This window comes from Paraflavitalea soli, assembly GCF_003555545.1.
GTDB lineage: Bacteria > Bacteroidota > Bacteroidia > Chitinophagales > Chitinophagaceae > Paraflavitalea > Paraflavitalea soli.
This window is the reverse complement of the sequence record NZ_CP032157.1, coordinates 2554185-2579574: the sequence shown is the minus strand read 5'-3', so window position 1 is coordinate 2579574 and position 25390 is coordinate 2554185. Positions and strand designations below refer to the sequence as shown.

Below are 25390 nucleotides of genomic sequence, written 5' to 3'. Positions count from 1 at the left end.
TCTTATTGCTCCTTCAAACTCTTAACAGGGTTTACAATGGCTGCTTTGATGGCCTGGAAACTGACGGTGATCAGGGCTATTGCCAGCGCAGCTACACCGGCAAAGGCAAATACCCACCAATGGATCGTAATTCTGTACTCATAGCCCTGCAACCAGTTGTGCATAGCCCATTGCCCCACGGGGAAAGCAATGAGGCAGGACAAAGCCACCAATTGAACAAACTCCTTAGACAGCAGCCCAACTACTCCTGTTACCGATGCACCCAGCACCTTGCGTATGCCAATCTCTTTGGTGCGGCGTTCTGCCGTATAAGCTGCGAGGCCAAACAAACCAAGACAGGATATGAAGATAGCCAGGCTGGCAAAAATGCCGGCCAGCTTGCCGATCAATGTTTCCGATACAAACAGGGCATTGAAATCTTCATCGGCAAATTTGTATTCAAAGGGAGAGCCGGGGTTCTCTGCTTTCATCACCGCTTCTGTTTTTGCCAGGGCCTGTGCCAGGTCCACCTGGGGTTTAAACCGAAGGGCCATCACGGTAGCTCCATAGTATCCACCGATCAGGATGAGCGGTGCGCTGCTGCCATATACATCGTTGTAGATAAAATCTTTTACAACACCCACTATCTCCAGGTCAAACCGGCTGGTCTTTAACATACTGCCTACCTTCCCTTCATTGCCCATCAGCCTGGCCAGACTTTCATTGATGACCACCTTATTCGTGTCTGCACCGCCTTCATAAAAGTCCCTGCCGCTTACCAGCTTTAAATGCATGGTGGACATATATCCCGGACTCACTACATTGGAGTGGATGGGTATTTTGAGGTTGGGGTTCTTCCCTTGCCATGACCAGGCATCCCCAAAGCTATGAATATGCAAGGCGTCATGCAGACTGGTCGCTGCATTTTCAACATACCCGGTAGCGATCAATTTGTTTTTGATCACCCCAAAATGGGCTTTCATGTTGCCCTGGAGGTTCATATACACCAGTCTGTCTTTATTGTAGCCGATGTCGCGGTTCTTGATATGCTGCACCTGCTGATAAATAATAACGGTGCCGATGATGAGGATAACAGAGGCACTGAATTGTGCAATGACAAGCCCTTTGCGTATGAATACAACCGCCCTGTTGCTTTTTATCCGCATGCCTTTCAAGACCTTTACGGGGTTAAAGGAAGACAGGAAAAAGGCGGGATAGCTGCCAGCCACCAATCCTGCCAGCACGGCTATACCGGTCAAGGCGGTGATATGGGAGGGGGTAAACAAATTAAGTGACAGTTGCTTTTCCACCAGGCTGTTGAAAGCTGGCATCAGCAGGTACAGCAATACGATGGCAAGCAATACGGCCATCAACGACATGATCACCGATTCGCCCATGAACTTGCCGATCAGCCGGCCCTTACCGGCCCCCATTACTTTTAGTACCCCTACTTCTTTGGCGCGCTGCTCACTGCGGGCCGTGGCCAGGTTCATAAAGTTGATGCAGGCAATGAGCAATATGATGATCCCGATTAAAGTAAATAAACGCACATATTGTATGGTGCCGCCTGTTTGCACGCCATTCTCAAAGTGGTTGCGCAGGTTCCAATCATCCATGCTAAAAAGGAACAACTGGTTTTTGGCGCCGTCCACTTTGGTGCCAAGGTAATCAATCAGCTTTCTATTGATGGAAGCGGCATCAGCCGGATCATTCAACTCCACCATGGTTTCTATCACCGCATTGCTCCAGGGCTTCAGCCAGTCATTGGCATTCTCCCAGGTTTCATAAGGCGATACCCATTGAAAATGATAGGAACAGTTGGCAGGCAGATCGGCAAAGACACCTGTTACCGTATAAAGACCATCTACGCTATAAGCGCCATTGGCATCCATTTTCAGGGTTTTGCCAACAGGGTTTTCCTTGCCAAAAAACTTCCCGGCCAACGTTTCACTGATCACGATATTGTTAGGGTCTTTCAGGGCGCCATCGGCCTTGCCATATTTAAATTTCAGGGAGCACATGGTAAGAACAGAGGGATCGGCATAGATGCCTTTTTCCTTGGTGGATAGGTCGCCCACTACTACCTTTTGGTCCATGGACCAGCTAAGGCGGCCGCTGTTCCTGATGCCCGGTATATCATTCTTCAACGCTGCCGCCAACGGCCCGGGTGTAGCGCCGCTGGTGTTGATGCCGGCATCGTTTTTCCGGTTTTGCATCACCCGGTACAGGTGATCATGCTTTTCAAAATTGTGGTTGAAGCTGGTCTCATCTTCCACCCAGATACCGATCAGCGCGGCGCTGGTGATACCGATGGCAAGCCCTGCGATATTTAGAAAACTATAAGCCTTGTTCTTCCACAGGTTGCGGAAAATTGTTTTAAAATAATTCTTCAGCATAGCGCATTTGTTTTGGGTGAAACAACCGGGCTTAGCATTGCGAACCCTATGCCATGCGTTATCTGGTTGATATATAGCGTAGTAGAAAGGTGTAACATACGAATCTGTTCGTTTCTGCTACAGCCATTGTGCGATTTTGATACAGGGTGCAGGGTGTTGAGTTTGTCTTCATACAAACCTGGGCAATTCTCCGGGTAAGCAAAGCGACGATGATCTTTATCAGGTAATACGCTGCCGGTAATCATTGGGTAGATATTGTACTGCTGGTAGCTTTATGGGAAATCAATATTATGGGAACGATCGTTGTAGCTACGGATTTTTCAACTGTTGCTGCCCATGCTGCTTCCTATGCCGCTTCGATGGCTTTGGTTGTACAGGCAGAACTTTACCTGATGCATGCGTATGAACTACCCGCCAGCTATGGCGATATCAGCCTGCCGGTGGATATTGGCCGATGGCAGGAGGATGCGGAAGCTGCTTTGTTAAAGTTGCGTGTTCAGCTCGAACAGGAGACGAAAGGAAAGTTATCCATCCGTGGTCAGGTATACATGGGAAGTTATTTCAGTACCCTCGAAAGGGTGTGTGAAGAGAAAAAACCTTATGCGGTGGTGATCGGTTGTACCGGAAAAACGGCCGCCGGGCGCATACTGTTCGGTAGCAATGCGGTGCATACCTTAAAGCACCTGGAATGGCCGGTTCTTACCGTGCCCGCCGATACCACCTTTAGTGGTATTCAACAAGTTGGACTGGCCTGCGACCTGGAATTGGTACGCGAAACTGTCCCCTTCCAGGAAATAGCTACGCTCCTCAAGGATTTTAAGGCCGGGTTGCACATATTGAATGTTGGCAGCAAAACCATCTATGATCCTGAGGTAAAAGCAGCTTCACAATTGCTTCAGGAAAAGCTGAAACCACAATCCTTAAAATTTCATTTTTTAAGCACTGATGATGTAGACCAGGGTATTCTCGACTTTGCCGAGAAGATCCATGTCGACCTCCTGATCGTTTTACCCAAACGGAAAAGCCTGATCAATGCTTTACTGCACAAGAGCCACACCCGGCAGTTTGTATTGCACAGCCATGTGCCCCTGATGGCATTGCATGCACCAAGAATAAGGACCGGGCTATAATTTTTTATACAATACTTTAAAAAAATGATATGAAAAAGAATATGGGAGCAGCGGACCGCATAGTTCGTCTATTGTTGGCCGCCTTGATGGTTTATCTGTATTACAACCAGGTGGTAACCGGCATTTGGGGCATTGTTTTGCTGGTGGTAAGCATGGTGTTTGTATTGACCAGCTTGATAGGCTTGTGTCCACTATATAGCTTGCTTGGCATCAATTCCTGCCGGATCAGGAAGCAACACAGTTAGTTGTTCAGGAGCTGTTTTGGGTGCAAGTTCTACCCGTAATTGATAATTATGGCCGATGATCAACATGCAGGATTGCCCCTGTCTGGAGTCAAATTGTTGGGGTGGTTTGTACTATTTGTATTAGTAGCCATTATAGTTTTTTATAACCTGCCGGCAATCGGGCAGGAGTTGCGCTTATTGCGGAAAGTAAATGCTTGGTGGCTGTTATTGGCTATTGCCGCTCAAAGCTTAACTTATTGGCTTAATGCACAGGTATACCTTACTCTTTTACATACCGATGTCAGGGCCAGGGTACCGGATCAGTGGACCATGACAAAGTCCTGCATTATTTCCCTGTTCTTCAACGAAACCGTGCCCAGTGCAGGGATCAGTGGTAATGCCTTTATGTACCGCCTGCTGGAACGCTTTGGACTTGATTCGCAGACCGTGTTTTCCCTGATCCTTTCCGAGCTTATAATCTTCTATGCTGCTATGGAATCTTTTTTCCTGCTACTACTGGCCGGCAACAATTTCCTATATCGTGTGGACAATAAAGTAGCCATTATCCTACTGGTGGGTATGGGCGTATATCTATTGTTTGGTATTGGCGTGGTCATGGCAGGCAAGGGCCACTGGATGCAATCGATACTGGCAAAGTTGAAAAAATGGCGCATGCTGCGGCATTGGCAAAAAAACAGCCAGTTCACTCCTATGTTACGTCATGGCAGTACAGGTGTATTTGACATCCATTATCTTTTACAGATCCATCGCCGGGCAGTGGTCCTGTCCTATTGGTGGCAATTGCTGGTAGTGGCCGCTGATGCTGCTACCATTTATACCCTGTCAGTCGGATTGGGTATGCCTGTTCACCCCATCTACTGTTTGCTTGCCTTGGCAGGGGGAAGGATTGCGACCTTGATGCCTTTTCTGCCCGGTGGTTTGCTATTGTACGAAGGAACCATGGGTTATTTTCTAATCGCATTGGGTGTGCCGGCTACTCATGCTGTTGTCATTACCCTGTTGTACAGGTTATTGTCCTTCTGGCTTCCGATACCGATTGGATTGGTCTTGTTCCGCCGGTGGAAAAAACAGGCAGACCGGCCGGATGCTGGTGTTCTCCATCACAGTCACTACTGATTGCGGTCATTGGATTTCCCCGCTGGCAGGCAGTAGCTTACACGTATTTGGTCAATAGATCAGGTATTTAACTAAAAAAATAAACCAATGAAACAAAGTACAGTAGGCTGCCCGCTTATCTGGGCTACGTTTGTTTTTATCACTGCCACCGCAGGGTGCCGCGAAAAAAAGCAAACCAACGAACAACACCCCGTCGATTCCACGCAATCTACAACGCCCGTGATGGAATCCACCATCGTTACCACTCCTGCAAACATGGTGGTATTTGTACACAAGGTGGGCAATTACAACAAGTGGAAAATTGCCTATGATGCACATGATTCTTTCCGATTGGCACATGGCCTGCACAATTATGTAATTGGGCGCAGTCTTTTCGACAGCAACACCGTGATGGTTGCTCTGAAGGCAGATGATATGGCGAAAGCAAAAGCATTTGCCGCCAGCGCCGACCTGAAAAATGTCATGCACCGGGCTGGTGTTACAGGAACCCCTGAAACTTATTTTGTACTGGCTACCTGGCAGGATACATCGGAAGTGGGGCGGTTGCCACGGTCGATGACCACACTGAAAGTTAAAGACTGGAATAGTTGGCTGAAGAATTTCCAGGAGGGAGCACAGGAAAGGATTGAGAATGGCATTAAGGCGAGGTTGGTAGGGCACGATCCGGATGATCTTACCAAGGTCAGTATTGTTTCAGCCATTGAAGATACCTCCAAAGCTTTTGCTTATTTCAGGTCTGAAGTTTTGAAAAAGAGAATGGAGTCTGCAGGTGTAGTAGGGAATCCCAACCGGCGCCTGTTTCAGTTTGTTCAACGTTATTGAACCATAAGAACCAGCCCCTATTTCCCCCTTCCTATTAGTTTTTCGTTCTGAAGTGCTACAGTATGCTGTTCAACAGCCTTGTGTATAAGGGAGTCAGTATCGTCAAGCCGGAGATTAAGCAATTGAGTTTTCCAGTTGTTCTTGTACCATGTTGGTAGCATGGCGGTGTGCAGGACTGCTTTGCGAGGGTGGCAGGATCAATAAGGGAACGGGGCAATCCAGGACCATCGATCGGGTAGTACTTTGTATAAACATTCTTTCGAACCAGCCATGCCGGTGTGGCATGATGGCGAGGAGATTGATGTTATTGTCTTCGATGTATTGCGTCAGGGATGCAGCCACGTCAGTACCTGTTATATATTCGAAATGAGGTGCCGGTGTTTCTAGCAGGGAAGCCAGGCTGGCAGGCGGCCGGATCAGCTCATCGGCGCCGGGCAGGTTATTAGCACCTATCCTTACAAAGTACAATTGCGCATGAAACCGTTCACCCAATTCGCGCAGCGCAATGAGTACATGTTCATCGGCTTCAGCCGTGTTATTTTTATTGATGGCCTGCGCCAGGGCTATTTTGGCAATATAAGCAAAGGGTATATTTTCAGGCACAATGATCATGGGAATGGGTAGCTTCCCTATCCAGCTGCTTACGGTACTGCCTATCAGCCGGTGCTTTACTTTCCGCTTGTTTTTCATGCCTGCAATGAGGATATCTGCCTGTTGCTCCCTGATTGCCGCCAGCAACGCAGTATGGGCCGGTCCTGTATGGCAGCACGTAAATACAGGCTGATCATGAATAGCTGCAAGCATACGGGCATCTTCGGCCAGTTGTTGTTGCACCTGGTCCTGTAATTCCTCCCGCCGTATTACTACGGCTATTTCCGAAGCAGGTACCAGTGCATGTTCGCAGGCACTGAACAGTATTGGCCGGGCATTCATTGTTTTGGCCAGTTCAACACCATAAGCTGCCGCATTACTGGCTGCTTGCGAAAAATCAGTGGCCATGAGGATGTTTTTCATATACAATGTATTGTATTAAAATTATGCTCCCGCCAGGTTTTTTTGGCTGATAACGATCATGATCTTTGATGATAGTGGCCATGATCACCGGCCAAAGAAAAGGGGCCAGGCTGGCCTGTACCCCGTGTTTGATGCATACCGACAGTAAAGCTTTTTAATCCATGAACTCCCCTTTTTCATTGATCTTCACACGCATGCGTTTGGAACCATTCATCAAAAGGAGTTTGTACATCATTTGCTGCCCTCCATCCTTTTCATAACTGATGCGGTATACATCATTCGAGATGCCCCAGTTGGGAAACCTTTGTACTACTGCCCGGTTTACAACCGGCGGAATCGCCACATTCCTGAATCTTTCCGCAGTACGAAGAAGCGTTCCCGATGAGTCATAAACGGCCAGTACATAACCTTGGGGAAGATAAAAAGACACAAAATAGTTGTCATAATCATCTTCATAATATTCAGAATTTTTTACATCAAATGAGGCAACCCTGTTTTGAAGCACTTTTACAGGGGGCGCCGCCTCCTTGTTATTGACCGACCTTAGGTATTTGTAATTCCTTGCCAAAACAGTAACGGCCGGCAAAGTGTCAATTTGTGCAAAAGTGTCGGTGGTAATCCCGGACACCAGTATACCCAACAGCGTGAGTAATTTCATTGATTTCATGTTCCTGCAATTTTGAATGATTGATAATGTTTGTTGTCATGGAATTTTCCAACAATAAGTATTTCCGTAAATCTAATACTGACCCGAACCGCGAAACAATGATGGTGATCAATAGCAAGTATGAACCCGGTCAACTAAGGCGGCAAGCAAGAGCTATCAGGTGGTATACACCGCCTCTAAAGCCGTTTGATCATATTCAGTATTCCTGGCTCGCTCTCCCAGTATCTTTTCCAGGTCTTCTTTCAACAATACTTCTTTTTCCAACAGTTTGTCGGCCAGCCTGATCAGCACTGGCTTATGCTGCACCAGCAGGTTGTTGGCCTGCGTATAAGCTTCGCTGATCAGGTTGCGCACTTCCTCATCGATGAGCCTGCCTGTCTCCTCACTATAGGGCTTTTGAATAGAACTGTCGTGCTGACCGGTAGAATCATAAAAACTAATGTGGCCTATCTTTTTGCTGAATCCATAACAGGCCACCATCATATAGGCTTCTTTGGTTGCTTTTTCCAGATCGTCAAGGGCGCCGGATGAGATCTCTCCGAATATAATTTCTTCTGCCGCCCGGCCAGCCAGGGTAGCACTGAGGTGCTCATAAAAAGAAGTGCGTGTGCGTAATTGTTTTTCTTCGGGCAGGTACCAGGCGGCGCCCAGCGATTTGCCCCTGGGTATGATAGAAACTTTTACCAGCGGATCGATATGTGTGAGCAGCCAACTGGCTACTGCATGTCCGGCTTCGTGGAAAGCGATCACCCTTTTCTCTTCGGGCGAAATGATCTTGCTTTTCTTTTCAAGGCCCGCCACGATGCGGTCGATCGCATCGAAAAAATCCTGCCGGCTGATCTTCTCTTCCTTATGCCGGGCCGCGATCAGCGCTGCTTCATTACAGATGTTGGCAATGTCGGCGCCCGAAAAACCAGGTGTTTGCCCTGCCAGCACTTTTGTATCGATGCTATCGTCCATGACCAATGGACGCTGGTGTACTTTAAAGATAGCCTCCCTTTCCGTCAGGTTGGGCAGTTCGAGATAGATATGCCTGTCGAACCTGCCCGGGCGCAATAATGCCGGGTCCAGCATATCAGCACGATTGGTAGCTGCCAGTACAATAACCCCCGTATTGGTGCCAAACCCATCCATTTCCGTCAACAGTTGATTGAGGGTACTTTCACGTTCGTCACTGGCCCCGGTGAACAGGGCATTCCTGCCTCTTGACCGTCCAATGGCATCGATCTCATCAATAAAAACGATACAAGGCGCTTTTTCCTTGGCTCTTTTGAACAAGTCGCGTACGCGGGAGGCACCCACTCCTACAAACATTTCAACAAACTCTGATCCGGAGATCGTAAAAAAAGGAACCTGCGCTTCTCCCGCCACTGCCCGGGCCAGCAGCGTTTTGCCCGTACCGGGAGGGCCTACCAATATCACCCCCTTGGGTATCTTCGCGCCCAGGCGTGTAAAGGCCTGCGGGCTTTTAAGAAAGTCAACGATCTCCCGTACTTCCATTTTGGCTTCCTCAAGGCCGGCCACCTGTTCAAACGTGACCGTGCTTTTATTGGCCTTATCCAGCAGCGTAGCAGTAGACTTACCAAAGTTGAATGCAGAAGAACCGCCGCCCGATCGCCTGACCATGTATTGCCACCAGAAGAACATTACCAGTAAGGGGATTGTCCAGCCAAGTAAGCCCCAAAACCAGCCGGATCTTTTTTCATAGCTTACCGCCACCCCGGCCGTATGATATTTTTGTTGTGCCGCCTCCAGTTTCCGGTCGAAGCTTTCCACTGAGCCTATATTGAGTTTGTAATGCGGGCCTTCATAAGGTTCTTTGCCGATCAGCGGTTTAAAAGCTTCCTTAAAGAGAGGATCCTGGCCGAAGGATCTTTTAATGTATATCTCTGCATAATCTCCATTTACTACCGTTATCCGGTCCACTACATTCCTGCTCAATAGCCGTTGTTCGAAATCAGACCAGGAAATTTCAGCGGGATTACGGAAAACAGTATTCACCAGCAAGGGCAACAGGAGAATACCGGTAAGGGTAAATATCCACCAGAAAAACCTGAACCGGTTGGGTTGTCCTGGTTGTTGTGCTGGTTGTTCTGGCTGTTTATCCAATGGCATAGTCATTATTTTAAGAGCTACTGAAGGATATAAATACGGGTTCGTTTCAGGTATGATTGATAACTCAAAAGAACACCAGATCTTTTCCATAATCAATGAGGACGGTCAAAGAGCCTGCTGACTCCTGTCAGGGGAAGAATGCTGGTCCATGGTTGGGGTCCGTAGACAACTGTTGGCTAAAAAATACAAAAAGCTGACGCGGATCGCAAGGTCCGCCTTTTTTGTTGCAGGCAAGCGGAACGCCAATCCGGAATACAACTGTTTGACCCAAATCAGTATATCGTTTGAGCGTCATCAGTGAAATTGGGCCCGCCGGAAAGTAGATTTGGATACTGACGATGGGGTCAGCGATTCAAAAAAAATGGAATGAGTACAATTATTGTAGCTACCGATCTGTCGCAGATAGCGAGGAATGCCGCCCTGTATGCGGCCGACATGGCGGCAGCCGTTCATGCCGAATTGTTTCTCCTGCACGTATATGTTCCGCCCGTAAATATGGGCGACATCATGGTGCCCCTGATGTATGACACCTGGAAAAAAGAGGCCGAACTGGAAATGGTGGCCTTGAAACGGATGGTTATGCGGCAATCGATGCGCCCCATCCATGTAAGATGGGAAGTGAGGGTAGGTATCTACCTTACCGAATTGAAAGGCGCCTGTGCCCGGTTGAATCCTTATTCTGTGGTGATTGGTGCAACGGGTACTACCGGGGCAGAAAGAGTGCTTTTTGGCAGCCATGCCATCATTACCATGAAGCAGCTGTCCTGGCCGGTGATCTGTGTACCCCCGGAGGCACACTTTAATATTATCCGCAGGATTGGCCTGGCCTGCGATTTTGAACAGGTAGTCAGAACAGTGCCTTTTCAGGAGATAGAACACCTCATCAAAGATTTTAATGCCGAACTCCACGTGCTGCATATTGGCAGGGAAGAATCAATCAACAGGGCTGCCTTATCGGGCGCCGGTTCCCTGCTCGACCACCTGAAAACAGTGAAACCACAATTCCATTTTATTCAACAGGAAGATATAGATGAAGGCATTCTTGATTTTGTACAACAGCATGCGCTGGACCTGCTCATTATACTGCCCAAAAGGCATCGTTTCCTGGAAGCCCTGCTGCACCGTAGCCATACCCGCCAGTTTGTATTGCACAACCATGTGCCGTTGATGGCAATGCATGTACCTCAAAATCGTAATGGATGGTAAGACAGGATATTATATACGCAGCTTCCTGTAAGGATGGCGCCTGAGTAGCTTTAGTGCAGTGTTGTGAGTTTCAGGAAAAAAGCTTGGGAAAAAAACTATTACCGATGATGATCGCTGTTATTATATTCATCTGTTGTGCTACCTTCCTGGGTGGACTGATCGCTTTTTATTACAAGGACAACCATGGCCTTATCACGGCTTTCAGTGCAGGCCTGGTTACTGGTGTGTTCTTTTTTGACCTGTTGCCTGAGGCATTATCCCTGGCTGCTGATCATTACAGCAATATGTTCGTGATGACTATCGTGGCACTGGGCTTTGTAGCCTACCTGGTATTCGACCGCCTGGCCTGGCTGCATACTACAAAAAAAGCAACTGCAACGCCCCTGCGTGCCAGCCTGGCTGCGGGCAGCTTTTCCCTGCATGGACTTTTTGACGGATTGGCCGTTGGTATGGCTTTTCATATTTCCCGTTATGTCGGGTTGCTGCTTGGCCTGGCAATCATTATCCATGCGATCTCTGATGGGTTAAATACTGTAGCTGTAGTGATACAAAAGAGAGGATTGCGTAAAACTTCGCTCATCTGGTTGCTGGTGAATTCGATGATGCCGCTGGCGGGCTTAGCAGTGAGCTTTTTTTATCACCCTGCTCAGGAGAGGCTGGCCTTATTGATCGCCTTGTTTGCCGGGTTCTTTCTCTACCTGGGAGCCAGTGACCTTTTGCCGGAAAGCCAGCACACACATCCATCCTGGCTGAATACGGCTGTAACCATATTGGGCATGGCCATCATGTTTGGCGCCAGTCGTTTGTTCAGTTACTGATGTTGACCAAAGTAGGATGCATTGAGCGGCGATTCTATGACGGTGGTCAGCGCCGGCATTGATGGGGCCGAAGGCAAGTAATGTCAGGTGAAAGACTGACGGGCATCATTGCTGCAGGGTAAGCTGGCAGCGTATTTTTAGGTCAGTCAGGATACAGGTATTTAATTCCTTTTCAATCTATTTAATCAACTATATGGAACCGAAGCATTTTTGTCAAAGCTGTAGTATGCCCATTGACGAGGTAGCACTTCGCGGAACAGAATTCGATGGTTCGCCCAGCGAGGAGTATTGCAAGTATTGCTATGCACATGGGATGTTCATCCAGCCGTCCATGACACTGGAAGAAATGACCAACCTTATCATGGAAAAAATGGAAGAACAAAGAATACCCAACGACATCATTGAAGCTGCGGTAGCCCGTTTGCCCGATCTCAAACGCTGGCAGCGGCATATTTCCTCCTAGGCAGCCTGATCCCTGATATTTAAAACCAGTATATGAAAAAGAAAAAGCGCGCAGGCCAGCCGGCGGAATGGCCGCCCATACCTCCCGAAATGCCGCCCGATGCGACCCCGGAAGTGCCGGAAGTGCCGGAAGAAGAGCCTGCCATACCCCCCGAAGAAACCCCAGGCCCCAAACCCGGGGAACTTCCTCCTGGCGGTGATAGCTGAATCGCCTTATGATAAAGATCATATCCGTTACTGATTTATCTCCTTTATTCAATTCCGGAGGTAGGGTACGTTGCGAAGTATCTGGTATGAAAAATAGAATAAAGATCAGGCAACTTCAATATGAGAACGAGGCAGCGCAACGCTTACTGGAATTTCTTTTGCAGGAGAACGTCATCTTAAAAACAAGACTGGCCGAAGCCCTGCAGGAAACAGTTTTTTCCGCTGACCAGATGAACACGGTAGAGCAATACCAGGAATGGCTGTTGCAAAAAGATGATGTGATCGGTATTATGCGGCAGGAAGCGGCCAGCCTGGAAAAGTTGTTGATCAAATACATGCACGATGAGGGGACGATGAAGATGATCCTACATAAACAAAAAAAGCTGCGTAAAGACCTGAAGTTGCTGGCTATTGCTTTCAGTGATCTGCGGGTGAAGTTCAATGGTTTTATCGAAACCCTTTATTGAAGGGGCTATTTTTTTCCTACATCGTCAGGTTCTGCAGTTTCGATTCATTCAGAATCTTTATGGTCCCATCCTGTATATCGATCAGATGCTCACTTTTAAAGTCACTCAGGGTCCTGATTAATGATTCGGTAGCAGTACCTGCCAGGGTAGCCAGGTTCTCACGGCTTATCTTAATGTCTCCTTTGTACTTTTGGAATAGCGTAGTAAGGGCATGGGCTACCTTTTTTCTTAAAGAGTAATAGGCTACACGGACCAGCTGCTCCTCCATATCTGTAATATTTTTGGCCAGGAGGGTAATGAATTTTTGGGCTATTTCCCGGTTCGACGACATCAATTCCTCGAAGTCATGCCGGGGTATCAGGGCCAGCTCGGCATCTTCCAGGGCTGCAGCCGTTTCCTTATAATTGCTGCCTTCCAGGAGAGCCACATGGCCCAAAAAATCACCTTCCTGGTAAAGCCCTACAATGAATTCTTTTCCATCTTCATTGGTCTTGTACGTTTTTACCTTCCCTTTTTGTACAAAATAGAGCCTGGAAGGCCGGTTGCCTTCCTGGTAAATGGTATGTTTTTTACGATAAAGCATCGTATCCCGGTCCGATGCAAAACTTTCCAGGGTGGTGGCTCCTTTGGCGATTTGCATAAGCGCGTCCATCCCTGCCAGTCCGGTGCCATCGACCTGCCTTAACATGTCAGTTTTTCTTAACCGGGTTTCGATCGCATTGAGCAGTTCGGTGGCCTCAAAAGGTTTGGTAAGGTAATCGTCGGCACCCATTTCCATGGCCTTGCGCATATCCGTTCGCTCGGCCTTGGCAGTGAGGAAAATAAAAGGAGTATTGCGCAGGTCCGCGTTTTTATGCAACAAATGCAAAACCCCATAACCATCGAGTACCGGCATCATGATGTCGCAAACGATCAGGTCGGGTTTTTCCTGTAGGGCGATCTCGACCCCGGTTTTCCCGTTTTCGGCTACATGCACCGTATAGTTGGCCAATTCCAGTATCTCTGCTGTATTTTCGCGGATATGCTGGTTGTCTTCGATCAGCAGGATTTTCTTCATGCCCATGGTACATGAATTTTAGAGGATGATTTACTGATAGTTTAATCTTCGGCTGGATCTTCCGTATCACCAGGAATAGTAAAGGTGACCTTCATGTCGGTGCCCAGGTTTTCCTGGCTTTCACAATGAATGCAGCCGTTCATCAATTCGGCGTACTTGGCTACAATGTGCAGGCCCAGACCGGTTCCCTGGATATTGGTAACATTGGTAGCCCTGAAAAAACGCTCAAACAAATGTTGCTGGTCTTCCTGCGGGATACCAATGCCCTGGTCTTTGACCGAAAGGGTCAATTGATCACCAAGCAACTGACTGTTTACAGCAATCACCGAATGCTCCGGAGAAAATTTGATGGCGTTGGATAACAGGTTAAGGATAATATGTTTCAGGAGGGTGGAATCAAGTAATACCAGTTCAGGGCCTTCATGTTGGTACCGGATCATTTGTCCCGGCTTCTGGATATTGCGGATCTCATCGAGGATACGGGATACCAGCTCCTTGAAATTGAAGGTAGCCAGTTTTACCGTGATCTTTCCTTCTTCGATCTTGCCTACCGACAGGAAATCATTGAGTATATCGGTTAATGTGCTCACCGAGGAGATCACCCGGTCGATATGCTTTTGCCTTTTCGACTGTTCTTCGGTGGTATGGTATTGCTGGATAAGATAGGTCGACGATAGTACCGTACTCAACGGTGTTCTGAATTCATGAGAGGCCAGGGATACAAACCGGGATTTCAATTCATTCAATTCTATTTCTTTACCCAGGGCCCGCGTCAGCTCTTCTTTCGAGGCTTCGAGCTCATGCAGCGTTTCTTTTAGCTGGTGCGTGCGCTCTTCAACGATGACCTCCAATTCGTCATTCAGGCGCCGGATCTCCTGTTCGGCCGATTTCCTGATGGTGATGTCGTTAATGAAAGCTACCACAAATTTGCCTGCCTTATTACTGTAGTGGCAAAGACTCACTTCTACCGGGAACTCGGCACCATCTTTCCGCAAACCAAACAGGTCCATACCTGCGCCCATGGGGCGATTCTGTAAATGGTCAATGAACTTTTGCCGGTGACCTACATGGCGATCATGAAACCTGGTAGGGATCAGCGTCTCTATTTTCTTGCCCAATAGCTCGCTGGGCTGGTAATCAAAAAGTTCCAGTAAAAAGGGATTGGCCAGTATGATATCGCCGTTTTCATTGGCTACAATAATGCCAATGGATGCATGCACAAAAAGTGCTTCAACAAGATGTTTTTCATCAATGTTGAGTGCTGATGGAATTTGTATGGCTTCCATGCTGTTACCCTTTTGATGTAAGAACGCATCCGGGAAGACGCGTTTGATCCTTACTAAAGGTAATTAAATTATGTATTCCCAATTTGATCCATTGATTAATATTTACCAATTGTTGTCAATTTGTTAAGCACCTGTTATCAGCTCTTTTATGGAGGGATGGTGCAACCGGGGAGGTGTCAGCCTGGTGACTGACCCCGGTCATTTATTCGGACAATCGATCAGGTTAACTTCAGATAAGATTTATCATAGTATATTATAGCATATACAAGTATATGAACCTGCATCGATTAAAGGAACTGACAGCGCCTTTCCGGCGGGATGCCCATTGCTTCCTGCCAGGAGAGCAGAAGTATGAGGACATATTCATAAGGTCTTATCAGTCAACTGATAGAACCGCGGCGGTGGCTGAGACGGCGGCTTTGCGTATCAGCGACCTGCCCGTTATCAAACAATTCATTTTGATTTTTGGATATCAGCACCGCGATCAACATCAAAAGCTGTTGGCCTGCCTGCAACAAATGAATGTGCTATTGGCAGGGCAAATTAAAGACGGGCAGGCAAATATACCGGGTAATGTTTTGTTGGTGACCTTGGATAATTTTCAGGAGGTGCTCAGTAGTTTCAGGCGGCAGGTATACAGCAGATTCTTGTGGAACCTGCAGGCGATGGAAGCAGAATCCTGCTGTTGCGGCGCCCTTTATATTACCACCGAAGAAATCGATGCAGTGATGACCCTGATGACCTATTTTAAGGATGAATTGCATCGGTTTTATGAAGAAATGGACACCGTGTTTTATGGCGGGGAAAAATTGGTAAAAAACGGAGAGGAGAGTATGCATTTGAATGAGCTGTTGGCCAATGTACTGCTGCTGGCCGAAAGATCTATCCTCCTGGAAGATGACCTGCTGGTTGGACTGGCCGCCTGGAAAAAAGTATTGGCTGACCGGGAAGAGCAGCAATTGTTAAACTAAACGATGCTCCAACAACAGCTTTACTCATGGTTATTAGAGCATGAACCATCGCACGCAAATGCCCCGGTAAGTAAATAATTTCATGGCGCCATGCATAGGGACTGTTTTTAGTTTGCTGATAATAAAGACCCGCCGGTAACCGGCGGGTGCTACACTAAAAAAAACACAGCAACCTATTTAACCTGAATGTTTTTTGTGATGGCCATACGTTTGGCTTCTTCTTTTTTGGGCAGCTTTACCTTCAAAATGCCATCATCATAACTGGCCTCGATCTTTTCTTTGCTAACTTCTTCGGGTATGGTAAAGGTGCGGCTGAACGATTGATAGTTGTATTCCTTACGCGTATGCCGGCTGTCTTTTTCTTCTTTGTTCTCTTCTTTTTCACAACTGATGGTGAGCATGTTACCATCTACATCGATGTGAAAATCGCCTTTTTTAAGCCCGGGTGCAGCCAGCGATAGTTTGTATTCGTCGTTCGAATCGGTAATGTTGACCGCTGGTATGGTAACTGGTTTCATTTGCGAAAACCCATTGGAAAACCAATCGTTCCAGGGTTTGAAAAAATCGTCCCATACGGCTGGGAACTGGCCAGATCTTTTAGTTAATTCTTTAGAAGACATGTTAACCTCCTTGTTTTTTATGTTTGGATTGTAATAAAATTACGTTGGCAAAGGGGTGGGTTAAAAGGATGCTTGTCAGTAAAGACCCTGATTCACATCAGCGGTCAGAGCGCGGGATACTGGCTCAGGAAGCGGAACCGGTAGGGATATTGGGTACGTGCCTGTTGAATGAAATGCTGTAAGGTGGTGATACTAAATGAACTGCTCATGGCCGGATCGTGGCAGAGGATCACAATATGCCTGGGCATAAAGGACCGGTGAAACTTCAGTACCTGGCCGATGCGGAACAACAGGTCTTCCGCCGGTTCCAATTGGTTGGTGGAAGAGGAGTAGTTCCATTCAATATCCCAGCCAAACAGCGAATAGCCGGCTGCTGCCAACGAATCGGCCACGGCCTTACAATCCTCCAGGTCCTCCCGTTTGCGGTTGTTGATACGCCAGGCATTGCGTCCCGGCAAGCGCGCCAGCTTGCCGGTAAACTGCAGACTGTCGGCATTCAGTTGAAAATCATGTACTACCTGCTGCGGATCCTGGTAGTATTTAAAGTACCGGTTATTGGCATGACTATAACTATGATTGCCCGGTTCGATCCAGGGATTGTTCCGCATCAATTGCCAGATCCGCCGCGTGGTATCATTCCAGAGCACAAATTTCCCGATCCAGAAAACGGTTACCGGTACTTCTTCCGTCCGTACCAAACTGTCCAGTGCTTCACTTTCCGGAATAATACCATCGTCGAAGGTCAGGTACAAGGTAGTGGAATCCGTAAGCGCCGGCTTTGTTTGCTGCAGGGAATGGGCTGGTGGCAGCGAAACACTCATAGCCAGGAGTGCCCAGGCTGCTCCAAACAACAGGATGGTTTGTTTACGCGAAAAAAGGGAAATGGTAGAGTGGCTCATAACGAAATTGATCATTTTTATGTCATTGCAAGAAGGCTGCGTGATCTTCATTACCGCCTTTCTTCGCGAAAGGTGGAACGCATTACTTCCAGCAACTCCGTGGCTGGCAGGTTGCCAGACACCTGGAGACGCCGGATCGAATACAAGGGATTGGCATTGCTCATTTTACCCATCAGTTGAAAAGCCATTTGCACATTCCTTGCCTTTACCTCTTTTATAGCGGCCTCATTCCAGGCTCCATAAGGATAGGCCAGGCCTTGCACCGGCCGGCCGGTTATTTTTTCAAGGTATTGCCGGGGCATGTCTACCTGTATGCGCCATTCTTGAAGGGTGAGCTTTCGCATATCGGGATGGTCCCAGGTATGATTGCCAATACAGTGCCCATCGTCAGATAACTTTTTTAGCTGCTCAGCACTCATGTACCCTGGCTTGCCGATGGTGACTGTCATGATAAAGAACACCCCTGTAAATCCATATTGGCGCAGCATAGGAGCTGCTATCGTATAATGTTCCAGTCTGTTATCATCAAAAGTGATCATGACTGGTTTTTCGGGCAGGGGAATACCCCGGGTAAGGTATTGGTAAAGCTGGTCGGGTGTAATGCTATGGTAGCCGCTGTCGGAAAGCACCTTTAAGTGTTGGCGAAACTGCTGCCGGTCAATGGTATAATCGGGCTGATGTCCTTCCAGTGAACTCCTGATATTGTGATAGCAAAGTATGGGAACCTGTGGAGGAAGCTTGCGGGGCTGCCGTCCTGCCCCCAGGCAACCCATGATCAACAGTAGATGAATTATTGACTTCACAAAAAAGGGGTTTACAGTTGGGACCGGAATTCCGTTAAGACCATCTATTTACTGCTTTTCTTTTCTTCCATATCCAATAGATACCTTTCACATTGTTTTTCTACTTCATTTTCCTTTCCCGTAATCCGGTCGATCATAGGCGTATGAATATTATAGATTAAAGCTACACGCTGGCCAGCCTGCAAGCAATGATGTACATCAGCTAGGGTACTGACCTTCATGCCCAGGTTGCCCTGATACCGGGCATGAGATCGTGGGTGAGGTGATGCAAACAGGAGCAGGAGTAACAAATTTGATAGGGGAGCAGGTGGGCATATCCTGGATGGGATTTACGTACTTGATCTGTCCCTCCCTGTATGATCATGATCAGCTGATGCCGTAATGGCCATCATTGATCAGGCGTATCAGTCAAAATATATTTGTTATCGAATAATCACAGATCATTCATGTGCCTTGTCGAAAGCTGTTCACCAGTATATCATAGAATTGTTTTCAATTACTCAAAAAAAATATCAATCATGAAAACAGATGCTCAATTACAGAAGGATGTGATGGACGAATTGAAATGGCATCCATACCTTCAGGCAGCCCAGATTGGTGTGGCTGCTAAAAATGGCGTGGTAACCTTGAGCGGTACAGTGGTTACCTTTGGTCAGAAACTGGAAGCAGAACGGGCTGCCAAAAAAGTGGCGGGTGTAAAAGCCCTGGCTGAAGAAATACAGGTTAGCCTGCCTCATTCCTACCAGAAAACAGATAGCGAACTGGCTGAAGCCGTACTGAATGCATTGAAATGGCACAGCGCGGTACAGGAAGAAAAGATTAAGGTCAGTGTGGAAAAAGGTCATGTCAAACTGGAAGGTACCGTTGATTGGGAATACCAGAAAACCAGTGCCCGCATGGCCGTTGAAAACCTGATGGGCGTTCGTTCTGTTATGAATTCAATAACTGTACAACCTGCCGTAACTGCAAAGGACATAGAACAAAAGATCAAGGACTCATTTCAACGCAGCGCCACTATAGATGCCAGCCATATTGCAGTACAAATAAACGACCACCGCGTGACGCTTAATGGGTATGTCCGTTCCTTAAGTGAAAAGGAGGATGCAGAAACTGCTGCCTGGAATGCCGGCGGTATTACACGGGTTGAGAGTAAACTGGAAATCAGGTTGCCGGAGTATTCTTTTGAAGATTAAGGCAAGCCTGGATCAGGGTTTATTGCAGGAGTGGAATGGGGCAGCTTAAGTAATTACTGCCCCTTCCTTTTAATATGCCGGGCTGGACAATTATCAATCCGGTGGTTGATGGACGTTATAGTTTATGGCTCCGCTGGCGTGTAGCTCTAGCCCCGGCCTGTCTTCATTCAGTATCAATAGCCTCTGTATTTCAATACACTAAAACTTTTTTCCATGAAACAATTGTTGGGGATCATGCTGGCATTGGCTAGCGTACCGGCAACAGCGCAAACGTACCTGGGCAGGTCGGTAACGGTGAAAGCCCCTGTTTGGCAGGATACCTATATAGCCGGCGGAAATGTCCTGGTGGAAGCGCCTGTACATGGTGACCTGGTGGTTGCCGGAGGTACTGTTCATTTAACCGATTCGGTGACCGGTGATGTACTGGTGTTGGGTGGCAAAGTTGTTTTTGAAGGACCGGTTGGGGATGATATCCGGTGTGCTGGTGGCGAGATCCATGTGCTAAAACAGGTTATTGGCGATGTGGCAGTAACAGGAGGGACCATTACGATAGATCAAGGGGCCTCCGTGGGCAATATATTGGCTGCCGGAGGAGATGTGATCCTGAACGGGCAGGTGGCCGGAACAGTTCAAAGTACCTCCGGCCTCCTGGTGATCAATGGTTCGGTAGCCAAAGGCATTGATTGCCGTGCCGAAAAAATACAAGTAAATGGAGAGATTGGCGGCCCGGCTGTCCTCGTTTCCGGTAACAGGATACTTATTGGTAACCAGGCTATTTTCCGGAGTTCGGTGCGCTATTGGTTGGCAAATGACAACGATGTTGACTTCAAACACGCGTTGCGGGGTGGGAAAGCGGTGTTCGACCCATCGCTGCGCATTCAGGTCGGACGGTGGTATTTTCTGGGGTTCTCCACCATTGCCGGGTTAATTTGGTATACAGGCATGGTATTATTAATGATCATGATCCTTCAATATTTGTTTTCTTCCACAATGGTGCGAGCTGGCAATACCGTTTGGTTAACACCTTGGAAAGCAATAGGCTTTGGCATCGGTTTTTGGATCGGTGTTCCGGTTGCTGCTCTCCTGGCTTTTGCCTCAGTAATAGGTGTACCAGTTGGAATCATTCTTATTGGAGTATATTTATTATGTGTCCTCCTGGCCACCGTTATTACTGCCGTAGTGGGAGCCAACTGGTTAAATGCCCGGGCTAAAAGTAATTGGGGCTATTGGAGGATGGTTTTTACCGCATTGGTCGCCTTTATGGTGCTAAAGATCCTGAGCTTTTCTCCCTTCTTCGGCTGGCTCCTCTTGATAATGTCTGTATGCCTGACCTCAGGCGCTGTTTTGATCAATATCAGGTGGCGCAGACGAACCTAATACCGGGTAACCAGGAGCATTCGTTGAAAGTTTTCCAGGAACCCGTTTTCCAGCATAATAACCTCTCCATGTTTTGCCAGTACAGTCTCCATCAGACTGTTAATTACATCTGGCAATATCCGGTGTCTTCCCTTGGGAGGATGCAAATGTAATTGATAACCATTATCATTAGAAAGGTAGGCGGGTATGGAAAGATCTTTTTCTACCAATAATCTTGCTCCCCTTCCTTCCTGTACCGCCTTCCAGATATCTTGTAAGGTGGTAAGTACATGTGCTTTACCATGTGTTTCCTGCAAAGCTATGACCTGTTGTTGTTTCCAATCATCCAGGAACGATTTCATAATTGGCCAGGTCAGTGCTCCCAACTCGTTGAGAGAAAGATGTGAAAAGTTTCCAGGTAAAAGGCCGAACACATGATCAGTATGATGAGTCACTTTACTATAGTATCCCAGATCCTTTTTTGTACCGGTTACGATCATTGGCGTATCCAGGGTCAGGTTGTTATCCAAACCTTCAACTACCTTTTTTAAGAATTGAGTATATCGTATCTCTTCCAGCTGCGATTTGTCCCTTTCAATCGCTTTGATAAAAGTGGTCTTTCCCCCTGCTGATCCATAGATAGGCCGCTGGTACTCATATTCATCCTCGTTGGTAAGCGGGAAATGACTATCGTGTACCTCCTCCAGTTTATTTAACCGTGCCTGGAATAGTTTAGCTCCTTGTTCCGAAAGCATCAAAACAAAATAAACCCGGGAATAATAATCCTGGTACAGCAGATCCCTGATATCAAATGATTCACCGATCATCATTTTTTCCTTCACAGGATAAATGAAATAGACCAGCTGGTGAATATCCGGGCTGACAAACAAGCCAATACCTGCCTCAGTATGAGTAAAGTCCACCTGTTGGTACAACTCATCCATCGCTTCTATCAGGGGAATGACTTGCTCCGGAGGATAGTTATCCAATAAATGTTTGATTGCCCGTTGAATACTTTTATCCAGCCGTTCTTTATCGGACCTTTTTTCGGGGGAGAAGCGGTGTGCGGGAACGATGATCGATATACAAATTCCCTTTTTCTTTTCTATTAAAGCAACTATTTCTCCCCCTATCATTGTTTGTTTCATGTAAGGAAGTTTTGCCAAATGTAACAGCTGCTTTGCCATTTGGCAATGATGGTGGTCATCATTCCGGCTGACTGTAAGCCTGGATCTTTTAGTAAATCCTTATTTTGACAACCATCACCGTCCGGACTAATCCATGTCATAGTTTTTCCCTTGAAGTACAGGTATTTTGGGGAAAATTGGTCAGTTCATTAAATAGTACCCGCCTCACATTCGAAAACAAGGAAGCCGGATAAATATCCGGCTTCGATTTTTTCCGCTAAACTTTGCCTTGATTCCCGTTCTATCCTTTATGCAAGCACATTTCTGGACAGAAACATTTATTAAATACCAAATGGAATAATCAAATATACTCCCTCACAGGAGCCGGAATACAGGACTGTTGTCAGTGGTTTGTATGAGAATGGTCAGGTTATGGTAGTACTTCTCCCTATGCCATGCATTATCTGGTTGATATATAGCATGGCATAAAGATGTTGCTTACGAAGCTGTGCGTTATTGCTACAGCTATTGTGCGCTTTTGATACAGGGTATCCAGGCTAAAGGAACGTGTTATTGGGGGCAAGGGCCCAATAAGGAGCTGTCAGGTTGCCGTGTACATACACCAGGTCCTTATCGAGATTAATATACACAACGCCATCGACAGGCTGATAGGTTTGCTGATTACCCATCAGATCAGTGACCGTTATGCTGGCGGAAGTATGGAGCTTCACCCGGGCGCCGGCGATCGAATACATGCACCTTATTTCTTCACTACCTTTCGTGAATTTAAAGGAATAAACACTGTCCGGGGAAAAGGGTTCCTGCTGTTCAAATTGGGCGCCTGTCAACTGGCGGGTTAATACGGCATAAGCAACAAAGGCCGGCTTGGGCACATAGGCCCCTTTGCTGTCAGCAGGATGCCTGATCAGCCCATAAGATCCTTCGGAATCATTGAGTGTATTCTTATTCTGCAAATTATAAACACTTACCTTGCTGATACCATTGGCCAAAGCATGCACGATCCTCCTGGGCAGGTAATTTGCCTGGTCTTTTTCAGAGGTGCTGGCAGTAGTAAACCCTGTTTCGGAGAGGTTCAAAGGGACCGTTTGATCATTGTTCCAGGATTTCATGATGTTTCGATGCCGGGTAATTTCGTTCCCTATATTTTCGGGAACAGCATTATAATAATGAAAGGCGTATTCATCCATATAATTCACAGCACCCTGTTTATAAATAGAATCCAGGAATGCGTTGGATGCCACGTCACTTACTACAAACCCGGTTATTTTAACCTGCGGGAACAGCGGGTGGAGCAGCTCATACGAAGCTTTTAGCAAATTGAAATAAAAATTGGCCTTCTGCGCTTCTGTTGTGAGTCCCTTTGAAAAAGTGCCTATATCCGGCTCGTTCCAGATCTCTACCTGCTGTATAGCAGGATACCTGGTCAACACCTGTTGGCAATATTGTGCAAAGGCGAGCCTTGCTTCCGGGCTTACCGGTGCGTTGCCGCTGTCATAGAGCGGATTGTACAATGCCAGGGTAAGATAAGACTTCAGGTGGTTGCTTGCCAGCTGTGCAACGAAGCTGTCCTGTTTTGCACCAAATGTATACACCTGTTTGGCAAGCTCTATCCATTCCCACCGTATCACATCCCTCACATATTTAACGCCCATTCTTTTAGCAATAGGTATCAGCGTATCGGTCGATTGCCAGGCATGGGTTTGCACCATAAAAGGTGATTCAGTGACGGTACTCAGGTCGAAAGCCGAAACAATAGCAAAAGATGTTTCTTTGGTGAGAGGCGTATTCCCGTTTTTTCTTGATTTAATGACCAGCTTGTACCAGCCTGGTTTACTGGGGTTGAGCGTAAGTCTAACCGTATTGTTCACAACGACACTCCTGCCAGCGGATACCGGACGATTCCAGTAATCAGCATACGACCATACGATCGAATCTGCATTGGTATTGATGACAAACGTTTTTTGCTCCTGTGCATAAAAAATATTCCCGGTAACGGTTTGCACAATAGTTAATATATCCCCGGTATCTTTTTTGATTGCTGTTTTTGTATGGGCTGGCCCGCAAAGAGCCACAGGAATGGTTGACAAATTACAAATTACAACCAGGAGGAAAAGGCGTATGATTATGTTCATGGTTTAATTTTTATTGAGGTTATTCTTCCAGATAATCGAGGTCCTTAGAAAAAGTGTCCTGCATTTTGCTTAAAGCCCAGAATGCCAATCCAAGGCATATCAGGCCTACGGCAATACCTGCATAGATCAGGGAATCATTGAATAGCTGTTTGAAATACTGAAAAAGCAGGGAGAGCGGCACTACCGACCCCCGCACGAAATTGGGTACAGTAGTGGTGACTGTTGCCCGTATATTGGTGCCAAATTGTTCGGTGGCGATCGTCATAAAAATGACCCAGTAGCCTACTGAAAAACCGAGGAGGAAACAGATCGTATAAAATCCAAACAGGCTGATGCCATGTAGTAAAAAGTAAGCTGCTATAAAAACAATCGATAAAAAAAGATAGGCATAAACCACCTTGATCCTGCTTTTCAGGTATTGGCTAAGTAACCCACTTACAATATCGCCTGCCACGAGGCCGCCATAACAACAGGCCACAGCAACGCCCGCATCGACCGCCTCCTGTATGCCCAACACTTTGCCAAATTCCGGAGAAAGGGTGATCAATATACCAACTACAAACCACAGGGGAATACCTATGGTGATGCATTGGAGGTATTTATAAAAACGGCTTTTGTTGGTGAACAGCGAGAAGAAATCACCCCGGCGACCCTGGCTATGCCTGGCCTTTCCAAACATACCCGACTCGACAACGCCCACGCGTAGCAGCAATAATGATAGCCCCAAACCACCGCCGATAAAGTAAGAGGTGCGCCAGTCGAAACACCGTGCAATAAAGAAGGCCGCAACTGCTCCGCTCACGCCTACGGTGGCCACAATAGTGGTAGCATATCCACGTTTGGCTTTGGGCATGATCTCGGCTACCAGCGTAATGCCCGCACCCAGTTCTCCTGCCAGACCAAACCCTGCAATGAAACGCCATACAGCATAGCTGCCTACCGAGTAAGCAAGCCCATTCGCAATATTGGCAATGGAATACAGAAAGATCGATCCGAATAATACCGATAAACGTCCCTTCTTATCTCCTAAAATACCCCAGCATATACCTCCTGCCAGCAACCCGATCATTTGAACATTCAGAAGAAAGATGCCATTCTTTGTTATATCCTCACCAGTCAGCCCCAACGATTGCAAACTCGGTACGCGAACAATACTAAATAACAACAGGTCATAAATGTCTACAAAATAGCCTAAGGATGCTACAATGACAGCAGCACTTAATAGCTTCGTTTTATTTTCCATGGAAGTGATAGAACTGGTTTAGGTGAGCAGGATTAAAG

24 protein-coding genes are annotated in these 25390 nt (G+C 47.1%); 12 read left to right on the top strand and 12 right to left on the bottom strand.

What is annotated here, in order from left to right; all coding sequences use genetic code 11:
- Positions 1-2: 2 nt before the first annotated feature.
- On the bottom strand, positions 3-2375 hold the full coding sequence (locus tag D3H65_RS09460; RefSeq protein WP_119050075.1) for an ABC transporter permease: 2373 nt from the start codon (positions 2373-2375) through the stop codon (positions 3-5).
- 290 nt (positions 2376-2665) lie between these two features.
- Between D3H65_RS09460 and D3H65_RS09455 the strand changes: the two genes are divergently transcribed.
- From D3H65_RS09455 to D3H65_RS09440, 4 genes are all read left to right on the top strand, one after another.
- Positions 2666-3505 (top strand): universal stress protein, encoded by an 840-nt coding sequence (locus D3H65_RS09455; protein WP_119050074.1) that lies wholly within the window; start codon positions 2666-2668, stop codon positions 3503-3505.
- A gap of 29 nt (positions 3506-3534) precedes the next feature.
- Positions 3535-3750, top strand: a complete 216-nt coding sequence (locus D3H65_RS09450; RefSeq protein ID WP_119050073.1) for a YgaP family membrane protein — start codon at positions 3535-3537, stop codon at positions 3748-3750.
- Between the two features lie 48 nt (positions 3751-3798).
- On the top strand, positions 3799-4866 hold the full coding sequence (locus D3H65_RS09445; protein WP_119050072.1) for a lysylphosphatidylglycerol synthase transmembrane domain-containing protein: 1068 nt from the start codon (positions 3799-3801) through the stop codon (positions 4864-4866).
- 87 nt (positions 4867-4953) lie between these two features.
- Positions 4954-5688: a hypothetical protein gene (locus D3H65_RS09440; protein ID WP_119050071.1), complete on the top strand. Its 735-nt coding sequence runs from the start codon at positions 4954-4956 to the stop codon at positions 5686-5688.
- 114 nt (positions 5689-5802) lie between these two features.
- On the opposite strand, the gene D3H65_RS09435 is transcribed toward D3H65_RS09440, so the two are convergent.
- The 3 genes from D3H65_RS09435 to ftsH all read right to left on the bottom strand — a co-directional run bounded on the left by D3H65_RS09435 (position 5803) and on the right by ftsH (position 9484).
- Positions 5803-6702: a universal stress protein gene (locus D3H65_RS09435; protein ID WP_119050070.1), complete on the bottom strand. Its 900-nt coding sequence runs from the start codon at positions 6700-6702 to the stop codon at positions 5803-5805.
- A 154-nt stretch (positions 6703-6856) separates the two neighbouring features.
- The gene (locus tag D3H65_RS09430; protein WP_119050069.1) at positions 6857-7369 is read right to left on the bottom strand and encodes a nicotinate-nucleotide adenylyltransferase; all 513 of its coding nucleotides are present in this window, start codon (positions 7367-7369) and stop codon (positions 6857-6859) included.
- Positions 7370-7525: 156 nt separating this feature from the next.
- Positions 7526-9484 carry an ATP-dependent zinc metalloprotease FtsH gene (gene ftsH / locus D3H65_RS09425; protein WP_119050068.1) on the bottom strand — a complete coding sequence of 653 codons (1959 nt, stop codon included), beginning with the start codon at positions 9482-9484 and terminating at the stop codon, positions 7526-7528.
- A gap of 366 nt (positions 9485-9850) precedes the next feature.
- Here ftsH and D3H65_RS09420 point away from each other — a divergent pair, with 366 nt between their 5' ends.
- From D3H65_RS09420 to D3H65_RS09405, 5 genes are all read left to right on the top strand, one after another.
- Positions 9851-10690, top strand: a complete 840-nt coding sequence (locus D3H65_RS09420; protein WP_119050067.1) for a universal stress protein — start codon at positions 9851-9853, stop codon at positions 10688-10690.
- Positions 10691-10794: 104 nt separating this feature from the next.
- Positions 10795-11508 carry a ZIP family metal transporter gene (locus D3H65_RS09415; protein WP_119050066.1) on the top strand — a complete coding sequence of 238 codons (714 nt, stop codon included), beginning with the start codon at positions 10795-10797 and terminating at the stop codon, positions 11506-11508.
- Between the two features lie 193 nt (positions 11509-11701).
- Positions 11702-11971: a zinc ribbon domain-containing protein gene (locus D3H65_RS09410; RefSeq protein ID WP_119050065.1), complete on the top strand. Its 270-nt coding sequence runs from the start codon at positions 11702-11704 to the stop codon at positions 11969-11971.
- Positions 11972-12003: 32 nt separating this feature from the next.
- The gene (locus D3H65_RS32875) at positions 12004-12177 is read left to right on the top strand and encodes a hypothetical protein (RefSeq protein ID WP_162915519.1); all 174 of its coding nucleotides are present in this window, start codon (positions 12004-12006) and stop codon (positions 12175-12177) included.
- Positions 12178-12263: 86 nt separating this feature from the next.
- Positions 12264-12644 (top strand): hypothetical protein, encoded by a 381-nt coding sequence (locus D3H65_RS09405; RefSeq protein WP_162915518.1) that lies wholly within the window; start codon positions 12264-12266, stop codon positions 12642-12644.
- 16 nt (positions 12645-12660) lie between these two features.
- Here the strand turns inward: D3H65_RS09405 and D3H65_RS09400 are convergent, their stop codons facing one another.
- Both D3H65_RS09400 and D3H65_RS09395 read right to left on the bottom strand, forming a co-directional pair.
- Entirely contained in the window at positions 12661-13701 is a 1041-nt protein-coding gene (locus tag D3H65_RS09400; protein WP_119054453.1) for a response regulator, read from the bottom strand.
- A 41-nt stretch (positions 13702-13742) separates the two neighbouring features.
- On the bottom strand, positions 13743-14987 hold the full coding sequence (locus D3H65_RS09395) for a PAS domain-containing sensor histidine kinase (RefSeq protein ID WP_119050063.1): 1245 nt from the start codon (positions 14985-14987) through the stop codon (positions 13743-13745).
- A 272-nt stretch (positions 14988-15259) separates the two neighbouring features.
- Between D3H65_RS09395 and D3H65_RS09390 the strand changes: the two genes are divergently transcribed.
- Complete coding sequence (locus tag D3H65_RS09390; RefSeq protein ID WP_119050062.1) at positions 15260-15958, top strand: hypothetical protein; 699 nt, start codon at positions 15260-15262, stop codon at positions 15956-15958.
- A 173-nt stretch (positions 15959-16131) separates the two neighbouring features.
- Here the strand turns inward: D3H65_RS09390 and D3H65_RS09385 are convergent, their stop codons facing one another.
- The 3 genes from D3H65_RS09385 to D3H65_RS09375 all read right to left on the bottom strand — a co-directional run bounded on the left by D3H65_RS09385 (position 16132) and on the right by D3H65_RS09375 (position 18280).
- Positions 16132-16578, bottom strand: a complete 447-nt coding sequence (locus tag D3H65_RS09385; RefSeq protein WP_119050061.1) for an Hsp20/alpha crystallin family protein — start codon at positions 16576-16578, stop codon at positions 16132-16134.
- Positions 16579-16682: 104 nt separating this feature from the next.
- Positions 16683-17492 carry a polysaccharide deacetylase family protein gene (locus D3H65_RS09380; RefSeq protein ID WP_162915517.1) on the bottom strand — a complete coding sequence of 270 codons (810 nt, stop codon included), beginning with the start codon at positions 17490-17492 and terminating at the stop codon, positions 16683-16685.
- A gap of 35 nt (positions 17493-17527) precedes the next feature.
- The gene (locus tag D3H65_RS09375; RefSeq protein WP_162915516.1) at positions 17528-18280 is read right to left on the bottom strand and encodes a polysaccharide deacetylase family protein; all 753 of its coding nucleotides are present in this window, start codon (positions 18278-18280) and stop codon (positions 17528-17530) included.
- A 518-nt stretch (positions 18281-18798) separates the two neighbouring features.
- Here D3H65_RS09375 and D3H65_RS09370 point away from each other — a divergent pair.
- Together D3H65_RS09370 and D3H65_RS09365 are read left to right on the top strand one after the other, a co-directional pair.
- On the top strand, positions 18799-19473 hold the full coding sequence (locus D3H65_RS09370; RefSeq protein ID WP_119050058.1) for a BON domain-containing protein: 675 nt from the start codon (positions 18799-18801) through the stop codon (positions 19471-19473).
- 213 nt (positions 19474-19686) lie between these two features.
- Positions 19687-20850 carry a bactofilin family protein gene (locus D3H65_RS09365; RefSeq protein WP_119050057.1) on the top strand — a complete coding sequence of 388 codons (1164 nt, stop codon included), beginning with the start codon at positions 19687-19689 and terminating at the stop codon, positions 20848-20850.
- Here D3H65_RS09365 and D3H65_RS09360 read toward each other — a convergent pair.
- From D3H65_RS09360 to D3H65_RS09350, 3 genes are all read right to left on the bottom strand, one after another.
- Positions 20847-21977, bottom strand: a complete 1131-nt coding sequence (locus D3H65_RS09360; RefSeq protein ID WP_119050056.1) for a baeRF3 domain-containing protein — start codon at positions 21975-21977, stop codon at positions 20847-20849. The two genes, D3H65_RS09365 and D3H65_RS09360, sit on opposite strands and share 4 nt — an antisense overlap.
- Positions 21978-22513: 536 nt before the next feature.
- Entirely contained in the window at positions 22514-24109 is a 1596-nt protein-coding gene (locus D3H65_RS09355; RefSeq protein ID WP_119050055.1) for a glycoside hydrolase 5 family protein, read from the bottom strand.
- A 19-nt stretch (positions 24110-24128) separates the two neighbouring features.
- Positions 24129-25352 (bottom strand): MFS transporter, encoded by a 1224-nt coding sequence (locus D3H65_RS09350; protein WP_119050054.1) that lies wholly within the window; start codon positions 25350-25352, stop codon positions 24129-24131.
- Positions 25353-25390: the final 38 nt, after the last annotated feature.

Bases quoted from the DNA above. Each gene is read 5' to 3' on its own strand.
- D3H65_RS09460 (WP_119050075.1), bottom strand. From the start codon at position 2,375: ATGCTGAAGAATTATTTTAAAACAATTTTCCGCAACCTGTGGAAGAAC.
- D3H65_RS09455 (WP_119050074.1), top strand. From the start codon at position 2,666: ATGGGAACGATCGTTGTAGCTACGGATTTTTCAACTGTTGCTGCCCAT.
- D3H65_RS09450 (WP_119050073.1), top strand. From the start codon at position 3,535: ATGAAAAAGAATATGGGAGCAGCGGACCGCATAGTTCGTCTATTGTTG.
- D3H65_RS09445 (WP_119050072.1), top strand. From the start codon at position 3,799: ATGGCCGATGATCAACATGCAGGATTGCCCCTGTCTGGAGTCAAATTG.
- D3H65_RS09440 (WP_119050071.1), top strand. From the start codon at position 4,954: ATGAAACAAAGTACAGTAGGCTGCCCGCTTATCTGGGCTACGTTTGTT.
- D3H65_RS09435 (WP_119050070.1), bottom strand. From the start codon at position 6,702: ATGAAAAACATCCTCATGGCCACTGATTTTTCGCAAGCAGCCAGTAAT.
- D3H65_RS09430 (WP_119050069.1), bottom strand. From the start codon at position 7,369: ATGAAATCAATGAAATTACTCACGCTGTTGGGTATACTGGTGTCCGGG.
- ftsH (WP_119050068.1), bottom strand. From the start codon at position 9,484: ATGCCATTGGATAAACAGCCAGAACAACCAGCACAACAACCAGGACAA.
- D3H65_RS09420 (WP_119050067.1), top strand. From the start codon at position 9,851: ATGAGTACAATTATTGTAGCTACCGATCTGTCGCAGATAGCGAGGAAT.
- D3H65_RS09415 (WP_119050066.1), top strand. From the start codon at position 10,795: ATGATGATCGCTGTTATTATATTCATCTGTTGTGCTACCTTCCTGGGT.
- D3H65_RS09410 (WP_119050065.1), top strand. From the start codon at position 11,702: ATGGAACCGAAGCATTTTTGTCAAAGCTGTAGTATGCCCATTGACGAG.
- D3H65_RS32875 (WP_162915519.1), top strand. From the start codon at position 12,004: ATGAAAAAGAAAAAGCGCGCAGGCCAGCCGGCGGAATGGCCGCCCATA.
- D3H65_RS09405 (WP_162915518.1), top strand. From the start codon at position 12,264: ATGAAAAATAGAATAAAGATCAGGCAACTTCAATATGAGAACGAGGCA.
- D3H65_RS09400 (WP_119054453.1), bottom strand. From the start codon at position 13,701: ATGAAGAAAATCCTGCTGATCGAAGACAACCAGCATATCCGCGAAAAT.
- D3H65_RS09395 (WP_119050063.1), bottom strand. From the start codon at position 14,987: ATGGAAGCCATACAAATTCCATCAGCACTCAACATTGATGAAAAACAT.
- D3H65_RS09390 (WP_119050062.1), top strand. From the start codon at position 15,260: ATGAACCTGCATCGATTAAAGGAACTGACAGCGCCTTTCCGGCGGGAT.
- D3H65_RS09385 (WP_119050061.1), bottom strand. From the start codon at position 16,578: ATGTCTTCTAAAGAATTAACTAAAAGATCTGGCCAGTTCCCAGCCGTA.
- D3H65_RS09380 (WP_162915517.1), bottom strand. From the start codon at position 17,492: ATGATCAATTTCGTTATGAGCCACTCTACCATTTCCCTTTTTTCGCGT.
- D3H65_RS09370 (WP_119050058.1), top strand. From the start codon at position 18,799: ATGAAAACAGATGCTCAATTACAGAAGGATGTGATGGACGAATTGAAA.
- D3H65_RS09365 (WP_119050057.1), top strand. From the start codon at position 19,687: ATGAAACAATTGTTGGGGATCATGCTGGCATTGGCTAGCGTACCGGCA.
- D3H65_RS09360 (WP_119050056.1), bottom strand. From the start codon at position 21,977: ATGAAACAAACAATGATAGGGGGAGAAATAGTTGCTTTAATAGAAAAG.
- D3H65_RS09355 (WP_119050055.1), bottom strand. From the start codon at position 24,109: ATGAACATAATCATACGCCTTTTCCTCCTGGTTGTAATTTGTAATTTG.
- D3H65_RS09350 (WP_119050054.1), bottom strand. From the start codon at position 25,352: ATGGAAAATAAAACGAAGCTATTAAGTGCTGCTGTCATTGTAGCATCC.